Here is a 15,335-nt window from a genome sequence, read left to right on the forward strand (position 1 = left end):
CCCGGCAACGCTAGTTTCCGGTGACAGGAATCCCAACCCTTACCCGACCCTTAAGGGGAAGGGGGGCGCTAGGGGTACGGTAGGGGTGGCCCCGGCGGAATGCCGCCCGTAGCGTCCCGGCTGGTCAGAGCGCCGAACAGAGCACGTCGAACACCCCGGCCCGGCAGTCCTCCAGGTAGAAGTGGCCGCCGGGGAAGGCGCGCAGGGCGAAGCGGCCGCGGGTGTGGTCGGCCCAGGACTGGGCCTCGTCCACCGAGACGTTCGGGTCGGCGTCGCCGATGAGCGCGGTGACCGCGCAGTCCAGCGGCGGGGCGTCCGCGTAGCGGTAGGTCTCGACGGCGGTGTAGTCGGCGCGGATGATCGGCAGCACCAGCTCCAGCAGATGCGGGTCGGCCAGCACCCGCGGGTCGGTGCCGCCCAGCGTGCGCATCTCCGCGACCAGCTCCTCCGTGGTCGCCCGGTGCAGCACCTCGTGCTTGACCCGGGAGGGCGCCCGCTGGCCGGAGGCGAACAGGTGCACCGGTCCGGGCTGCCCGTCCGCGGCGATCCGGCAGGCCACCTCGAAGGCGAGGACCGCGCCCATGCTGTGGCCGAAGAAGGCGTACGGCCCGTCGAGCTGCCCGGCCAGGGCCTCGTGGATGCGGTCGGCCAGTTCGGGGATGCCGTGGACGAAGGGCTCGGCGGCGCGGTCCTGGCGGCCGGGGTACTGCACGGCCAGCACCTCGACGTCGCGCAGCGCCCGTGACCAGGGGTAGAAGTAGCTGGCGGCGCCGCCCGCGTGCGGGAAGCAGAAGAGCCGCGGCCCGCCGGCCGGCGGCCGGTAGACACGGATCCAGCCGCCGGTGTCGATATCCGTCACTGCCCTCACCCTTTTCCGCGCGTCCCCGATATCGGCCGGTTCTCCGGCCCGCTGAGACCCTATCCCCGCCGTATTAAAGCGGCGGACCCCTATCCGGCCCCTATGTTCCCGGCCCCGCATTGCCGGGCCGCGCCGACGGTCCCTACCGTCGGAATTCCACGGCACGGCGGCGGTGGTTCCGCGGGCGGGACGGGCGAATGGCCGGAGCGGCGGAATACGCGTGGTTGCGGCCCCCCGCGCGGCCGGGCGGGGCCGCGGCGACTGCCGGTGCGGCCGCGGACGCGGCCGGGCGCACCCCGGCGGCCCCGGTCCGGCAGGTGGTCACGGACGGCTGCGGGCGCCGACGGTTGCGCCGGGCAAGTGAATTGGCCGGAATGTCACGCCCCGGCCGAAGGGCGGCGGGTCTGCGGCTGCGCGGGACCCGTGGCGGCAGGGTCTGCGGCCGCGTCACGTGGTGACGCGGCCGCACCCGCCGCGTGCTGCGCCGTGCGGCGCCGGCTCAGAGCCCGTAGCTGGGGGCGCCCGGCAGACCGCCGGCGCCCAGCCGCTCGAAGCGCTCCTGCACATTGGCCGCGAACGCCTGCTGCTCGGGGCCGGCGTGCGCCTGCCCGGTGGTGTTCATGGCGACCGTGAGCACCCCGCTGATGGACGCGCCGGGCGATGTCCGCACCGGCGTGCACAGGAAGTTGAAGTTCTGCGGCGCCGGGTCGTCGTACGTCATGACGGACGCCTGGTTGATCATCGTGGGGGCGCCCGAGCGGTAGGCCTCGTCCATCGCGTTGAAGACGCCGACCGAGTCCAGGCCGGGCAGCACCTGGCGGCCGGGGCTGAACTGCGGGACCATCCCGAAGGCGGCGCCCTGCCGTCCGTTGGCGTAGCGCAGCAGGTGCTCGGCGCCCTCGGTGAGCATGATGGGGAAGGGCGCCCCGTCGAAGACGGCGAACAGTTCCTGCTGCTGGGCCAGCAGGCTGTCGCGCAGCTTGAACTCCGACAGCAGCGTCTCGGACAGCTCCTGCATCCCGGCGCGCAGCTTGCGGTCCCACGCGCGCGGCTTGGTGTCGGCGACGCAGACGGTGCCGAGGATCATGCCGGTGTTGTCGACCAGCGGGGTACCCAGGTAGGAGCGCACCCCCATGTCGTTGACCAGCGGGTTGCCCTTGAAGCGGGGGTAGTCGAAGACGTCTTCGAGGGCGAGCTGGGAGCCCTGCGCCACCACGTGGGGGCAGAAGCCGTAGTCGCCGGGGGCCTCCCGCGCCATGTTGCTCAGGTCGAAGACGATGCCGCCCTGACCTGGGGCGTCGTCGTCACCGTTGGGGACGTACATCCCCCGGAACATCTGCTGTTCGTCGTTGATGAAGTTGACCATGGCCAGAGGTGACTGCGTGAAGGTGGCCGCCAGCCTGGCGACGCGGTCGAAGGTGGCCTCCGCGTCGACGGTGTTCAGCCCAAGAATCTGCAGTCTCAACTTCCGCTGCTCGCCCGCGAGTCGGGCCTGATCGGAGGACAAGGGATCCATGGCACCAGATCAAATCAGAAGAGCCGCGCCGACGGATCACCCCTTCCGATATTGTCCGCATCACGTGCCCCAGTCGATCGAGCCGGGCACCCACAGTGACCGGATCCTGCCGTTCGGGTGACCATGCCCCGGAGCACCGGCCGGGCGCATATGCCCAACTCGGGAGTCTGTCCAAACACTTCCTGGTTTCAACCTTCGCCGATCACTTCCCGCCATTCCTTGAGCGACAACCGAGCAGATGCGAGGCTACGTACGACAATCATGCGGTGACCGCGCACCGGCGGGGCTGGAAGGCAGTGTTCCGGACCCGCCGACGGGGGTGGACTGAGGCGGCTGTCGCCACAGGCCGTCGCGAGCCATATGTCCGATTTCCAGCTAGAAAGGGCACGGTGGGGTGGGGCAGGTGTGGTCCGAGCTGTGGGCCTCGCGTCGGAGACAGGGTCAGGACCTTTTCGGCCAGCCGGACATACGCGATGTCCCCCCGGACTCCGCACCGCGCGCCTGGGCCTTACACCGGACGACGGACGGCGATGTCACCGCCGTCCGACGGCGGTAAGCCCGCGTTCAGTCGCTCCGAGGCCATAAGGCAAGGTCAACTCCGCCACCCCACACAGATGGTGGCGAAGCATTGAAGGAGTTTCCCCATGATCAGGTCGGACGTGGACGCGCGGTCCGTGGCAGTGATCGGTATGTCCTGCCGCCTCCCGGGTGCCACGGGGACGGACGCACTGTGGACACTGCTGCGCAACGAGGTGGACGCCACCGGCGAGACGCCTCCCGATCGCTATGACGTCGACACACTGCACTCGGCGGCTCCGCGGCCCGGACGGCTCGCCAGCCGCCGGGCCGGATATCTCGGCGACGTCGCCGACTTCGATGCCGGTTTCTTCACCATGTCCACCACCGAGGCCGTCGAACTCGACCCGCAGCAGCGCCTGTTGCTCATGACCACCTACGAGGCGCTGGAGGACGCCGGCCAGCGCCCCGACCTGCTCGCCGGTTCCCGGACGGGCGTCTTCGTCGGCAACGCCCGCGCGGACTTCCTGGAGAACGCGCTGCGCCAGGGCCCGCAGGCCGCCACCGCCGCCCAGCTCCACAACTTCCGATCGCTGCTGCCCGCCCGGCTCAGTTACGTCTTCGACTTCCGCGGCCCGAGCGTCGTGGTGGACACCGCGTGCTCCTCCGCGCTGGTGGCCGTGCACCAGGCGGTGCAGAGCCTGCGGGCGGGCGAGACCCCGCTCGCGGTCGCCGCCGCCGTCAACCTCACGCTGCGCCCCGACGAGGGCCTGGTGATGAGCCAGGCCGGCGCCATGTCAGGGGACGGGCGCAGCAAGTTCGGTGACGCCGCCGCGGACGGCCACGCGCCCAGCGACGCCGTCGCCGTGGTCGTCCTGAAGCGGCTGGGCGACGCGCTCGCCGACGGTGACCGGATCCGCGCCGTCATCAGCGGCAGCGCGGTCGGCAACGACGGCCGGACCAGCGACAGCGTCCTCAACCCCTCGCTGGAGGGCCAGCAGTCGGTGCTGCGCTGGGCCTACGAGGACGCCGGGATCGCCCCCTGCGACGTCGACTTCGTCGAGGCGCACGGCTCCGGCTCGCCCGCCCTCGACCCGCTGGAGCTGACCGCGCTGGGCCAGGTGCTCGGCGAGGGGCGGCCCGCCGAACGGCCGCTGCTGGTCGGCTCGCTCAAGACCAACATCGGGCACGCCGAGGCGGCCGGCGGCCTGGCCGGGCTCATCAAGGCGGTGCTGTGCCTGGAGCACGGGCAGGTGCCCGCGAGCCTCAACATGAGCACCCCGAACCCGCGGGTCGACTGGGCCGGACTGCCGCTGGAGGTGCCGGTCTCGCTGCGCGAGCTGCCCGACCGCGGCCGCCCGGCCGTCGCCGGCGTCTCCGGGCAGGGCTCCTCGGCGCTCAACGCCCATGTGGTGCTGCGCCAGATGCAGCCCGCCGGCGCCCCGGCGGCGGCCGAGCCGATGCCCGGTGCGCCCTACCTTCTGGTGCTCTCCGCGCGTAGCCCCGAGGCGCTCACCGCCCTCGCCCGCTCCTACGCCGACTACCTCGCGCCCTGGGGCGAGGGCTCACGGTACGCGCTGCGCGACATCTGCTTCAGCGCGGCCACCCGCCGCCAGCACCTGGAGCACCGGATGGCGGTCGTCGGCTCGACCCACGAGCAGATGACGGCCGCGCTGTCCGGGCTGCCGGGCCTGGGCGGCCAGCCGCTGTCCGGACTCGCCGAGCGCTACCGCTGGGGCGAGGAGCTGGACTGGGAGGCGGTGTTCGGCGCGCCGGGCCACTTCGTCCCGCTCCCCCACTACCCGTGGCAGACCCAGCGCTACTGGCCCGGCGAGCAGCAGGCCGCCGAGAGCGGCGGCGGCAGCAACGACCTGGCGGCGTGGATGCTGCGCGAGCACGCCAGAACCGTCTTCGACGACGGCTCGACGCTCAACGAGATCGGCATCGACTCGCTCGCCCGGCTGCGCATCCTGGTGGAGCTGTCCAAACGCTCCAGCCAGGAGGTGGACCCGGACGAGTTCGGCCGCCTGCGTACCGTCGGCGAGCTGCGGCAGTGGACCCGCGGGCTGGAGGCCGGCGCCAGATGACCGGCGAACACACCGCGTACGACCGCTTCGCCCGCTCCGCGGCGGAGCACGGATACGACGTCACCGCCCTGGAGGTGGGCGAGGACCGGCTGAGCTACGGGGAACTGCGCGACCTGGCCGAGGGGCTCGCCGCCCATCTGGTCGCGCACGCCGGGGGCACCGCCCCGCGCCGGGTCGGGCTGCTGGCGGGCCGCTCGGTGACCGCCTACGCCGGCTACCTGGCCGCGCTGCGGCTGGGCGCGACCGTCGTCCCGCTCAACCCGGAGCACCCGCAGGCGCGCACGGGGCAGATCGCGACCGCCGCGGAGCTGGACGTGGTGGTGGCCGACCCGTCGGCGGACGGCACCGACCCCGGGGTGCCGGTGACCCGGATCGGTCCCGGCGAGCTGGAGGTGCTGGCCAAGGAGCCGGCCCCGGACCTGCCCGCGCTGCCCGCCGGGCCGGAGGACGTGGCGTACCTCATCTACACGTCGGGCTCGACGGGCGCGCCCAAGGGCGTGCCGATCCTGCACCGCAACATCGCCCGCTACCTCGACCGCTTCGCCGGGCGGTACGGCATCGGGCCGGGCAGCCGGCTCTCGCAGACCTTCGAGCTGACCTTCGACGGCTCCGTGCACGACCTGTTCGTGGCCTGGCAGGACGGCGGCACCCTCGTGGTGCCCGCCCGCGGGCAACTGCTGTCGCCCGCGCGCACGGTCAACAACCTGCGGCTCACGCACTGGTTCTCGGTGCCCTCGCTCATCACCTTCGCCTCCCGGCTGGGCACGCTCGGCCCCGGCAGCATGCCGACGCTGCGGTGGAGCGTCTTCGGCGGCGAGGCGCTGCCGCTGGCGGCCGCCCGCGAGTGGAAGGCGGCGGCCCCGGCGAGCCGTATCGAGGTGCTGTACGGGCCGACCGAGCTGACCATCTCCTGCACCTCCTACGAGCTTCCCGCCGACCCCGCCGACTGGCCGCGGACCCCGAACGGCACCGCGCCGATCGGGACGATCCACCGCGACCTGGACTTCGTGCTGCTCGACGAGGACGGCTCGCCCGCCGACAGCGGCGAGCTGTGCGTCCGCGGCGACCTGCGCTTCCCCGGATACCAGGATCCGGGCAACAACGCCGGGCGCTTCCTGACGCCCGACCAGGAGCCCTTCACCGGGGGCGAGCTGACCGGCCGGCACTGGTACCGCACCGGCGACCGGGTCGCCGTGCAGGACGGGGTGCTGGTCCACCTGGGCCGGATCGACCACCAGGTGAAGGTCCGCGGCCACCGGATCGAGCTGGGCGAGGTGGAGGAGGTGCTGCGGCGGCAGCCCGGGGTGCGCGAGGCCGTGGTGCTGGCGCTGCCCACCGAGGACGGCGAGCCGGAGTTGCACGCGGCCGTCACGGGCGCGGGGCTCGGCTCCGACGCGCTGTTCGCCGGGCTCACCGGCCAGCTGCCGCCCTACATGCTGCCGCGCCGGATATCGGTGCTGGACAGCCTGCCGCTCAACACCAACGGCAAGATCGACCGCCGGGCGCTGGGCGCGGTGCTGGCGCGTACCGGCTGAGCGGGCGGCGGCGCGGGCGCCCGCCGGGACCCCGCGGAGGAGCCGTCGACAAGTTGTCAGGAAGCCGTCAGGATTTCTCGGCGAAGCCGTAGGAAGAAGGGGTCCGCCGACAGTGCCGTCGGCGGACCGAGCACGGGCACGACCATGTCCCCCGTTCCGACGTCTGTGATGAGGCACCATGTTCGACGCCATCGTGGTGGGCGCGCGCTGTGCCGGCGCACCCACCGCCATGCTGCTGGCCCGCGCCGGCTACCGGGTGCTGCTGCTCGACAAGGGGCAGACCGGCACCGACACCCTGTCCACCCATCTGCTGCACCAGCCCGGGGTCGCCGCGCTGGCCCGCTGGGGGCTGCTGGACGACGTGCGCGCGACGGGCTGCCCGCCGCTGGAGAACGTGGTCTACGAGATCGCCGACATCCACCTGGAGGGCTGCGCGCGCGGGGTGGAGGGCCAGCGGGCCGGTTACGCCCCGCGCCGGTACGTGCTGGACGCGATCCTCGCGCGGGCGGCCGTCGCGGCGGGCGTCGAGCTGCGCGAGGACTGCCGGGTCACGGGCCTGCTGCGGGACGCCACCGGCCGGGTCACCGGCGTCCAGGGGCGGTACGGCGAGGTGCCGTTCGCCGAGCACGCCCCGCTGGTAATCGGCGCGGACGGCATGCGCTCCACGGTCGCCCGGCTCGTCGAGGCGCCCTTCACCGCCTGCGACCCGCTGCTCACCTGCGCCTACTACACCTACTTCGAGGGCGTGCCGGCCGATCTGGAGCTGTACGAGGCGCCGGGCAGCTGGACGGCGGCGGTGCCCACCAACCACGGGCTCACCCTCGTGCTGGCCTATTTCCCGCAGCCGCGCTTCGCCGAGGTGCGCACCGACGCACTGCGGCACTACCGGGAGCACGTGCGCAGGACCGCGCCCGCGCTGCACGAGCGGCTCGGCGGCCGGGAGCCGGCCGAGCGGCTGCGCGGCACCGGCGACCAGCAGAACTACTTCCGGCAGGCGGCCGGTCCCGGCTGGGCGCTGGTGGGCGACGCCGGGCACCACAAGGACTCGATCACCGCGCGTGGCATCAGCGACGCCTTCCTCCAGGCCGAGGCTCTGGTCCGGCACGTGGCCGGAAAGCTCACCGGTGACCCCGCCCAACTCGACGCCGCACTCAGGGACTTCGGCTCCGAGCGTGACGAAACTCTCACCCCCGGGTACGAGGCGACGCTCGCGGTCGCGCAGCTCACACCGCACGAGCAGCGGATGTCGCTGCTCCGGGCGGTGCAGACGGACGCCGAACTCACCTCGATCTACTTCGACATGGTCGCCGGAATCGTCTCCGCGAGCGCGCTGTACACGCCTAGACTTCTGTCACTGCTGTGACGGGTGTGGCCCCTGTGGCTGCTCATAGCGGGCGCCACGGGGCTTTGCCGCCCTGTTCGAACATCCGGATGGTCGGATCCGGTCATCCGGTAGTTGCCAGAGGCAGACGCTGACGCTCCGCCATGATCCTGGTAGGGTCACCGCGTTAGCCCACTTCGGTGACGGTGAGTCAAGTTGCCGCGCCGACAAGAATCGGCATTTTTCTTGCATAACCCCCCGAAGAACACCAGCGCTCCGCTGCCGTACGAGGAATCAGATGCCAGGCTCCCGCGACCGGTTGACGCGTCACCGGTCCGCCCCGCGTAGATCTTCGCGATTCTCGTTCGCCCTGCCCCTGGTCGTACCCGCCGTCTGCCTGTGCGGACTGTGGGGGTATGTGGCGACCGGACTCGTCGACGGGCACAGCCAGTTCAGCTCAGAGGCGGACAGCACGTCCGCCGTCGCCCGCCCCGCCCAGACCGTGCTCGCCCGGCTCCAGGCCGAGCGCCGCTTCACAGCGATCTGGCAGGCCGGGTACACCGACGCGGCCCGCAAGGACCTCGACGACGCGCGCACCCGGACCGACGCGGCGGTGCAGGACTACCGCCGGTCGTCACCCTCCGCGCTCGACAGCGCGACCCGCGGGTCCGCGAAGGCGCTCGACGACGCCCTGGTCTTCCTGCCCGAGCGCCGCAACTCGATCGACGGCAAGACCCTGTCGTCGACCGACGCCTTCCAGTACTTCACCAGCACGGTGTCCGACGGCATCAGCCTGCTGAACGCCTCGCTGCGCAGTGACGACGGCGAGTTCGCGCGCGGCGCGGCCCCCACCGCCTCGGTCGCGCAGATCGCCGAGATGCTCGCCCGCGAGGACGCGCTGCTGTCCGCCGCGGCCCCCACCGGCAAGCTGGACGCCGCCGCCCGCCAGCAGTTCACCGACGCCCTCGCCGTGCAGCGCGCCCTGCGCGCCGGCATGAACGCGACCGGCCTGCCCGCCGGCACCGCCGCGAGCTGGACGCGGATCACCGAGAGCATCAGCTTCACCTCGCTCACCCAGATCGAGGACGCCGTCGCCGCCGCGCAGGGCACCGCACTGCCCGGCTCCGTCTCCGCATGGCCCACCGCCGCGACCACCGTGACCGGCAACCTCCAGACGCTGAGCAGCGACGCGCTGAGCGACCTGTCCGACGCCGCCTCGCACCGGGCCGACAACGCCCTGCTGGGCCTGCTGCTCGGCTCGCTCGCCACGCTCGCGGCGCTGGCCGGCGGCGCGTACCTGTCGCTGCGCGACCGCAAGATGCTGGCCCGGCGGCTGGCCGTGCTCCAGACGCACGCCGACGAGCTGTCCCGGCAGTGGCTGCCGCGGCTCATGGCGCGGATCGAGGCCGGCGAGCGCATCGACCCGACGGCCATGCAGCCCCCGCAGGGCCCCGCGTCCGCCGAGGAGGTGCAGAAGCTCGCCGCGTCGATCGACCGGCTGGGCCGGGTCGCCGCCGACCACATGCTGCGCCAGTCCCTCGGCCGGGAGGGCGGCGAGAAGGTCTTCGGCCAGCTCATCCGCCGTACCCAGAGCCTCATCCACCGGCTGATCTCGCTGCTGGACGACCTGGAGCGCAAGCACGAGGACTCCGACCTGCTGAAGGACATCTTCGCGGTCGACCACCTCGCCACCCGCGTCCGGCGGCACGCCGAGAGCCTGGTGATCCTGAGCGGTTCGCCGCCCAACCGGCGGATGGCCACCCCGGTCTCCATCATCGACGTGCTGCGCAGCGCCGTCGCCGAGACCGAGCAGTACACCAGGGTCCGGGTGAAGAACCTGCCCGCCGAGCGGCCCATGGCCCTCGCCGGGCGCGCGGTCGCCGACGTCACCCACCTGCTCGCCGAGCTGATCGAGAACGGTACGGCCTTCTCCCCGCCGGACACCCAGGTGTCGGTGAGCGCCACGCAGGTGGCCAAGGGCCTGGTCGTGCACATCGAGGACCACGGCCTCGGCATGCCGCAGGACGTCATCGACCACGCCAACGCGCTGCTGGCGCACCCGCCCAAGCTCGACATGCGCGCGCTCAGCGAGGACCCCCGGCTCGGCCACTTCGTGGTCGCCCGGCTCGCCGAGCGGCACAGCATCAAGGTCGAGCTGCGCGACTCGGTGTACGGCGGCACGATGGTCGTCGTCCTGCTGCCCAGCGCGCTGCTGGAGGAGCTGGACTCGCCGGTCCTGGACCAGCTCAAGTCGGCGGCCAGCGCGAGCGGCATGATGGCGATGGACGCCGGGCGGCGCGAGGCGCCCGCCCCGGCGGTCGGCGCCGCGGCGAGCGCACCGGACCCGTCCGCGGCCCGGGACCTGGTGACGGCGGGCGCGCCCGACGACGGCACGCCGCTGACCCACACCCGGATCCCGGACCACAGCGGCTTCCCCGAGTACGGCGGCGCCGGACTGCTGCCCGCCACCTCGGAGTTCCCCGCGCCCGGCATCTCCGCCGGCACCCCCGCCACCGGCCCCGCGGCCACCGGCTGGGTCGCGCCCGAGGAGCACCCGGCGCACCGCCAGTCCGCGGGCCAGGAGCACCCCCAGCAGCCCTACCGCCCCGAGCCGCGGCGGGCCGAGCCCCAGCCGCAGCCCCAGCCGCAGCGGCCGGACACGATCCGGGGCGCGGCCGTGCGGGGCGACGTGCCCGGCGGCCAGGACCGCGGCGGCTACCCGGCGGGCCCGCCGCGTCCCGGCGAGTACGCGGCGCCGCCGATGGCGACCCCCATGGGAGCGGCCTCGGCCGGGCGGGGCGCGGGCCTGAGCCCGAGCACCGGCCCGGTTCCCCCGCCTCCCGGGCGGCCCGCGGCCCCGGCCGCCGCGCCGGGCGGAGTCAGCGACCCGAACCGTCATCTGACGACCCCGCCGGTGCTGCCGCACCGGACCCGGGGGGCCAGCCTGGCGCAGCAACTGCGCAGGGAGGCCACGGAGATGGAGGGCAACGGCGGTGGCACCGGCACCGCCGGCGGTCAGCGCGGCGGTGACGGCCAGCCGGGCGGTATCTCCCCCGAGGCGTCGGCGCGCGCGATGATCGCGATACAGCAGGGACTGCAACGGGCGAGGACGCCCGAGGCGAGCGAGCCGGGCGGTGCGACCAGGCCGCCGGAGGATTCGTGGAGGTCGGGTGGCAACCAATGGGATTCGGGTGCCGGCCAATGGGAGGGAGACTTCAATGACTGAGCACGTGCAGCCCGGACCTCAACTGGACTGGCTCCTCGACACGCTCGTGGACCGCGTCCCGGAAATCCGCTGCGCCATCGTGCTGTCCGGGGACGGTCTGCTCATCGGGAAGTCCAAGGACCTGCGCCGGGACGACGCCGAGCACCTGTCGGCCGTGGGCTCCGGCATGCACAGCCTCGCCCGCGGGGTGGCACGCCACTTCCAGGGCGGCGAGGTGCAGCAGACGGTCATCCAGATGGAGCGGGCCTTCCTGTTCGTCACCGCGGCGGGCCGTGGCGCCCGTCTGGCGGCGATCGCGTCGGAGGGCGTCGACGTCGGGGTCATGGCCTTCGAGATGGGCACGCTCGTCAAGCAGGTCGGCCAGTACCTGAGCGCTGCGCCTCGGGTGCCGAGCCAGCCCGGCGGTCTCGTCCAGGATGCGTGAGCCACGGTGGCACGACGACGAGGAGACGGGACGCCACCTGCGGCCTTATGCCATCACCGGCGGACGCACCCGGCACAGTAGGCACAACTTCTCACTGATCACGCTGGTCGCCGCGCGGTATGTGGACGATCCGGGCCAGGGGCACCTGGAACCGGAGTCGGTTCAGATCCTGGAGCTCTGCCGCAACCGCGCGGTGGCGATAGCCGAGATCGCCGCGCACCTCGACCTGCCGGTGAGCGTGGTGAAGATCCTCTGCGGGGATCTGCTGCACGCCTCGCTCATCCTGGTCCAGGCCCCGCCAGGGCAGGAGGACCGACCCAGCGTGGAAATCATTGAAAAGGTGATGAATGCTATCCGTCGGCTCTGAACCGGTCATGCCGACCGCACTGAAGATCCTCATAGCGGGCGGCTTCGGTGCCGGCAAGACGACCCTGGTGGGCTCGGTCAGCGAGGTGCCTCCGCTGGAGACCGAGGAACGCATGACGACGGTCAGCCTCGGCGTGGACGACCTGTCCGGCATCGAGGGCAAGGTCTCGACCACCGTCGCCATGGACTTCGGGCGCATCACCATCGCCCCCGAGCTGGTCCTCTACCTGTTCGGTACCCCCGGGCAGGACCGCTTCTGGTTCATGTGGGACGACCTGGCCACCGGCGCGCTGGCGGCCGTCGTGCTCGCGGACACCCGGCGGCTCGAGGCGTCGTTCGCCGCGATCGACTTCTTCGAGTCGCGCGACATCCCCTTCGCGATCGGCGTCAACTGCTTCAACGGCCGTCGTGACTGCTCCAGCGAACAGGTGCGGACGGCGTTGGACCTGGACCCTTCGACGCCCGTCGTGCTGTGCGACGTACGGAACCGCTCCTCCAGCAAGGAACTGCTCCTCGCGGTCCTGGAAGCGGCCCGTGACCAGGCCGCCGCTCGCCTTCCCGCGCAGGGTCCCGGCGCCTGACCCGGCGTCCGGCGGCCCCGGCCGCCGCCAGCACGGCGGCGGCCCCGTAGGCGTATCCGCAGGTGTCCGCGAAGTGCCCCGTCAGCAGGTACGCGGCCGCCCCCGCGACGGCCACGCCCAGCCACTCCCACCGCCCGTCCAGCGCCACGAGCGCGACCAGCAGCAGCGCGTACCAGGCGTAGCCGGGCGTCATGAGCAGGAACGCCGTCCCGGTGACGGTGAGCGCGCCGCGCCACGGGCGCTCCGGGTCCCCGCGGCGCACGGTGTACGCGGCCACGCCCGCGGTCACCAGCGCGACCGCGGGCAGCGCCCACGCGTCGGGCAGCACCAGCCGCAGCAGCGCGTAGCGGTGGCCCGCGCCCGCGTCGTCGTAGCCCTCCTCCTGCGCGTAGCCGCCGAGGTAGCCCAGCACGGAGGAGTGCGACACCGCCAGGTACGGCGCGTACAGCGCGGCCGTCACACCCGCCGCCGTCCCCACCGTCAGGGCCGCGTCCCGCCACCGCCGCACCCCCGACAGCGCTCCCGGCAGCAGCACCGCCGGGAGCAGCTTCGCCGCGATCGCCGCGCCCAGCACGGCCGCGCCCGCACCGCGGCGGCGCACCGCGAGACCCAGCGCCGCGACCGACAGCGCGGCGGCGAGCACGTCGGCGTGCGCGTTGTTCACCGCCTCCACCGGCACCGCCGGGCACCACGCCCAGTACGCCGCCCACCGCGGGTCACCGCGCCGCCGCAGGACGCGCAGCAGCAGCACCGTGGTCGCCACCGACAGGGCGGCGCCGCCGATCTGCAGCGCCTTGTACCGCACACCGTGCGGGGACACGGCGTGCACCCCGAGGAAGTACAGCTCGGCGGTGGGCGGGTAGATCGTGTGCACACCCGGCCGGTTGATCCGCGTACAGCCCCCGCCGGGCAGCTTGGCGAGCTCGCGCCGCCCGCAGTCCTGCGGCGCCGGGAAGAGCCAGCCGTCCCGCAGCGCGCCGAGCGCGGGGTCGGCGGGCGCGTGGTCGTACGGCGAGATGCCGGCCGCCTGCACCCGCCCGTCCCACGCGTAGCGGTAGACGTCCGTGCTCGTGCGCGGCGGCGCGACCAGCCCGGTGAGCGCGACGGCCACTCCCCCGGCGACCACGAGCGCCCCCACGCGGTGGCGCGGCACGGCCCGCAACCCCGCCGCGGCCCCGCAGAACAGCCCCCAGCAGGCCGTGTAACGCCACGTCAGAAGGGTGCTCCCGGCGGCGTACCCGGTCCCTCCGGCCCGCAGCGTCCAGACCAGGGCGGCGCAGAGCCCGGCGAGCGGGAGGAGGGTGAGCAGGACGCGGAGACGGGGGCGTGAGCGGGGGCGGGGGGTGTCGGCTGGGGTGGTCACCTGATCACCGTGGCACCGCGGGGAGGCCGAACGCGGGGGACGGCGGCGGCCGTCCGTGATTCGTAAGGAGTCGGTCCGGGTCTGCGGCGGGACGGCGGGCGTCCGTGATTCGTAAGGTGTCCGTCCGGGCCACGGGCCGCCGTGCGGGGGTTGCATGGCGGCATGAGGACGACGACCGGAGACCCGCACCCGCGCACCCTGCTCACCCGGCTGCGCGAGGCCCCGCCGCCCGCCTTCTCCGGGCGGCTGCACGACCCGCGGACGGCCACCGCGATCGGCCGGTGGCTCGGCGGCGCGCTGCTGGTGTGCTTCGTGACCGGCCTGGTCAGCCACTTCCTCCAGCACCCGACCGGCTGGATGTCCGGCCGCTTCGCGACCCGCCCCGTGTGGGGCTACCGCCTCACGCAGGGCCTGCACATCGCGTCCGGCCTCGCCGCGATCCCGCTGCTGCTCGCGAAGCTGTGGACGGTCTACCCGCGGCTCTTCGCCCGGCCCCCGGTGCGCTCGGTGCCGCACGCGCTGGAACGCCTCGCGGTCGCCGTCCTGGTGGCCGCCGCGATGCTGGAGGTCTTCAGCGGACTGCTCAACATCGTCCAGTGGTACCCCTGGCCCTTCTCCTTCGTGCCCGTGCACTACGCGGTGGCGTACGTCCTGGTGGGCGCGCTGCTGCTGCACCTCGCGGCGAAGGCGCCGCAGATCGCCGCGCACTGGACCCGCCGGTCGTCCGGAACCCGGGCGCTGCCCGCCGAGGAGCGCGACGGCCCCGACCGCCGGGCGCTGCTGGCCGGGCTGGGCGTGGCGGTCGGCGCGGTGACGGTGACGACCGCCGGCCAGTCCTTCACCCCGCTCGCCCGGCTGGACCTGCTGGCCCCCCGCCACCCGGACCACGGTCCGCAGCACCTGCCCGTCAACCGGACCGCGGCGGCGGCCGGGGTGACGGCCGCCGCCGTACGCGACTGGCACCTCGACGTCACGGGCGGCGCAGCGCCGCTGCGCCTGACCCTGCCCGAACTGGCCGCCCTCCCGCAGACCGCGGCACGCCTGCCCATCGCCTGCGTCGAGGGCTGGAGCGTGAACGCCCACTGGGAGGGCGTCCGCCTGCGCGACCTGCTGCACCGCGCGGGCGCCCCGCCGGGCTCCGCGGTACGCGTGGTCTCCCTGGAACGCCACGGCGCCTACCGGGTCATGGACATGGGCCCCGAATACGCGTGGGACCCCCTGACCCTCCTCGCCCTGCGTCTGAACGGCGCCGCCCTCACCCCCGACCACGGCCACCCGGCCCGCATCATCGCCCCGAACCGCCCCGGCGTCCTCCAGACGAAATGGGTCACCCGCCTGGAGATCCGGTGAACTCCCGCCGCAGGCGCGGCCGTACGGCGGCGCCCCGAACCCCCGCGGGACGACGGGGTGTCCCCCACCACACCACCGGAGGCACCGTGAAATCCCCTTCCGACAACCGCCGTTGGGGGGCGCGGGTCGCCGCCGGGGCGCGGTGGTGCGGCGCCCGCCGCGCCGGACGCCGCCGGTTCCGCCGGGACCGT

General features: G+C 73.6%; 10 protein-coding genes and 1 pseudogene. 8 read left to right on the plus strand and 3 right to left on the minus strand.

Annotated elements, in window-relative coordinates; all coding sequences use genetic code 11:
* Positions 1-124 precede the first annotated feature (124 nt).
* Together ACH4PY_RS23515 and ACH4PY_RS23520 are read right to left on the minus strand one after the other, a co-directional pair.
* Positions 125-859 (minus strand): thioesterase II family protein, encoded by a 735-nt coding sequence (locus ACH4PY_RS23515; RefSeq protein WP_398186171.1) that lies wholly within the window; start codon positions 857-859, stop codon positions 125-127.
* A 499-nt stretch (positions 860-1,358) separates the two neighbouring features.
* Complete coding sequence (locus ACH4PY_RS23520) at positions 1,359-2,324, minus strand: GAF domain-containing protein (RefSeq protein WP_398186174.1); 966 nt, start codon at positions 2,322-2,324, stop codon at positions 1,359-1,361.
* A gap of 695 nt (positions 2,325-3,019) precedes the next feature.
* Between ACH4PY_RS23520 and ACH4PY_RS23525 the strand changes: the two genes are divergently transcribed.
* The 7 genes from ACH4PY_RS23525 (at position 3,020) to ACH4PY_RS23555 (ending at position 12,431) form a co-directional block, all read left to right on the plus strand.
* The gene (locus tag ACH4PY_RS23525; RefSeq protein WP_398186177.1) at positions 3,020-4,978 is read left to right on the plus strand and encodes a beta-ketoacyl synthase N-terminal-like domain-containing protein; all 1,959 of its coding nucleotides are present in this window, start codon (positions 3,020-3,022) and stop codon (positions 4,976-4,978) included.
* Positions 4,975-6,513: an amino acid adenylation domain-containing protein gene (locus ACH4PY_RS23530; RefSeq protein WP_398186180.1), complete on the plus strand. Its 1,539-nt coding sequence runs from the start codon at positions 4,975-4,977 to the stop codon at positions 6,511-6,513. The genes ACH4PY_RS23525 and ACH4PY_RS23530 overlap by 4 nt, the downstream gene beginning before the upstream one ends.
* Positions 6,514-6,691: 178 nt before the next feature.
* On the plus strand, positions 6,692-7,876 hold the full coding sequence (locus ACH4PY_RS23535; RefSeq protein WP_398186184.1) for an FAD-dependent oxidoreductase: 1,185 nt from the start codon (positions 6,692-6,694) through the stop codon (positions 7,874-7,876).
* Between the two features lie 376 nt (positions 7,877-8,252).
* On the plus strand, positions 8,253-11,060 hold the full coding sequence (locus tag ACH4PY_RS23540) for a nitrate- and nitrite sensing domain-containing protein (protein ID WP_398186187.1): 2,808 nt from the start codon (positions 8,253-8,255) through the stop codon (positions 11,058-11,060).
* Positions 11,053-11,484 carry a roadblock/LC7 domain-containing protein gene (locus ACH4PY_RS23545; RefSeq protein ID WP_031522778.1) on the plus strand — a complete coding sequence of 144 codons (432 nt, stop codon included), beginning with the start codon at positions 11,053-11,055 and terminating at the stop codon, positions 11,482-11,484. Before ACH4PY_RS23540 ends, ACH4PY_RS23545 begins: the two co-directional genes overlap by 8 nt.
* Positions 11,477-11,851: a DUF742 domain-containing protein gene (locus ACH4PY_RS23550; protein WP_398186191.1), complete on the plus strand. Its 375-nt coding sequence runs from the start codon at positions 11,477-11,479 to the stop codon at positions 11,849-11,851. Before ACH4PY_RS23545 ends, ACH4PY_RS23550 begins: the two co-directional genes overlap by 8 nt.
* Positions 11,832-12,431, plus strand: coding sequence for a GTP-binding protein (locus tag ACH4PY_RS23555; RefSeq protein WP_398186194.1), 600 nt, complete (start codon positions 11,832-11,834; stop codon positions 12,429-12,431). The genes ACH4PY_RS23550 and ACH4PY_RS23555 overlap by 20 nt, the downstream gene beginning before the upstream one ends.
* Positions 12,432-12,627: 196 nt before the next feature.
* Here the strand turns inward: ACH4PY_RS23555 and ACH4PY_RS23560 are convergent.
* Positions 12,628-13,950 (minus strand): annotated as a pseudogene (locus tag ACH4PY_RS23560) (glycosyltransferase 87 family protein); the annotation flags it as partial.
* A gap of 6 nt (positions 13,951-13,956) precedes the next feature.
* On the opposite strand from ACH4PY_RS23560, the gene ACH4PY_RS23565 reads away from it, so the two are divergent.
* A complete protein-coding gene (locus ACH4PY_RS23565; RefSeq protein WP_398186197.1) occupies positions 13,957-15,144 on the plus strand; it encodes a molybdopterin-dependent oxidoreductase in 1,188 nt (395 codons plus the stop codon).
* The last annotated feature ends 191 nt before the right edge of the window (positions 15,145-15,335 follow it).

Source organism: Streptomyces sp. NPDC021224, from assembly GCF_044332905.1.
Classification (GTDB): Bacteria; Actinomycetota; Actinomycetes; order Streptomycetales; family Streptomycetaceae; genus Actinacidiphila.

Excerpts from the sequence above, each read along its gene's own strand:
- ACH4PY_RS23525 (WP_398186177.1), top strand. The coding sequence starts at position 3,020 with ATGATCAGGTCGGACGTGGACGCGCGGTCCGTGGCAGTGATCGGTATG.
- ACH4PY_RS23530 (WP_398186180.1), top strand. The coding sequence starts at position 4,975 with ATGACCGGCGAACACACCGCGTACGACCGCTTCGCCCGCTCCGCGGCG.
- ACH4PY_RS23535 (WP_398186184.1), top strand. The coding sequence starts at position 6,692 with ATGTTCGACGCCATCGTGGTGGGCGCGCGCTGTGCCGGCGCACCCACC.
- ACH4PY_RS23545 (WP_031522778.1), top strand. The coding sequence starts at position 11,053 with ATGACTGAGCACGTGCAGCCCGGACCTCAACTGGACTGGCTCCTCGAC.
- ACH4PY_RS23550 (WP_398186191.1), top strand. The coding sequence starts at position 11,477 with ATGCGTGAGCCACGGTGGCACGACGACGAGGAGACGGGACGCCACCTG.
- ACH4PY_RS23555 (WP_398186194.1), top strand. The coding sequence starts at position 11,832 with ATGCTATCCGTCGGCTCTGAACCGGTCATGCCGACCGCACTGAAGATC.
- ACH4PY_RS23565 (WP_398186197.1), top strand. The coding sequence starts at position 13,957 with ATGAGGACGACGACCGGAGACCCGCACCCGCGCACCCTGCTCACCCGG.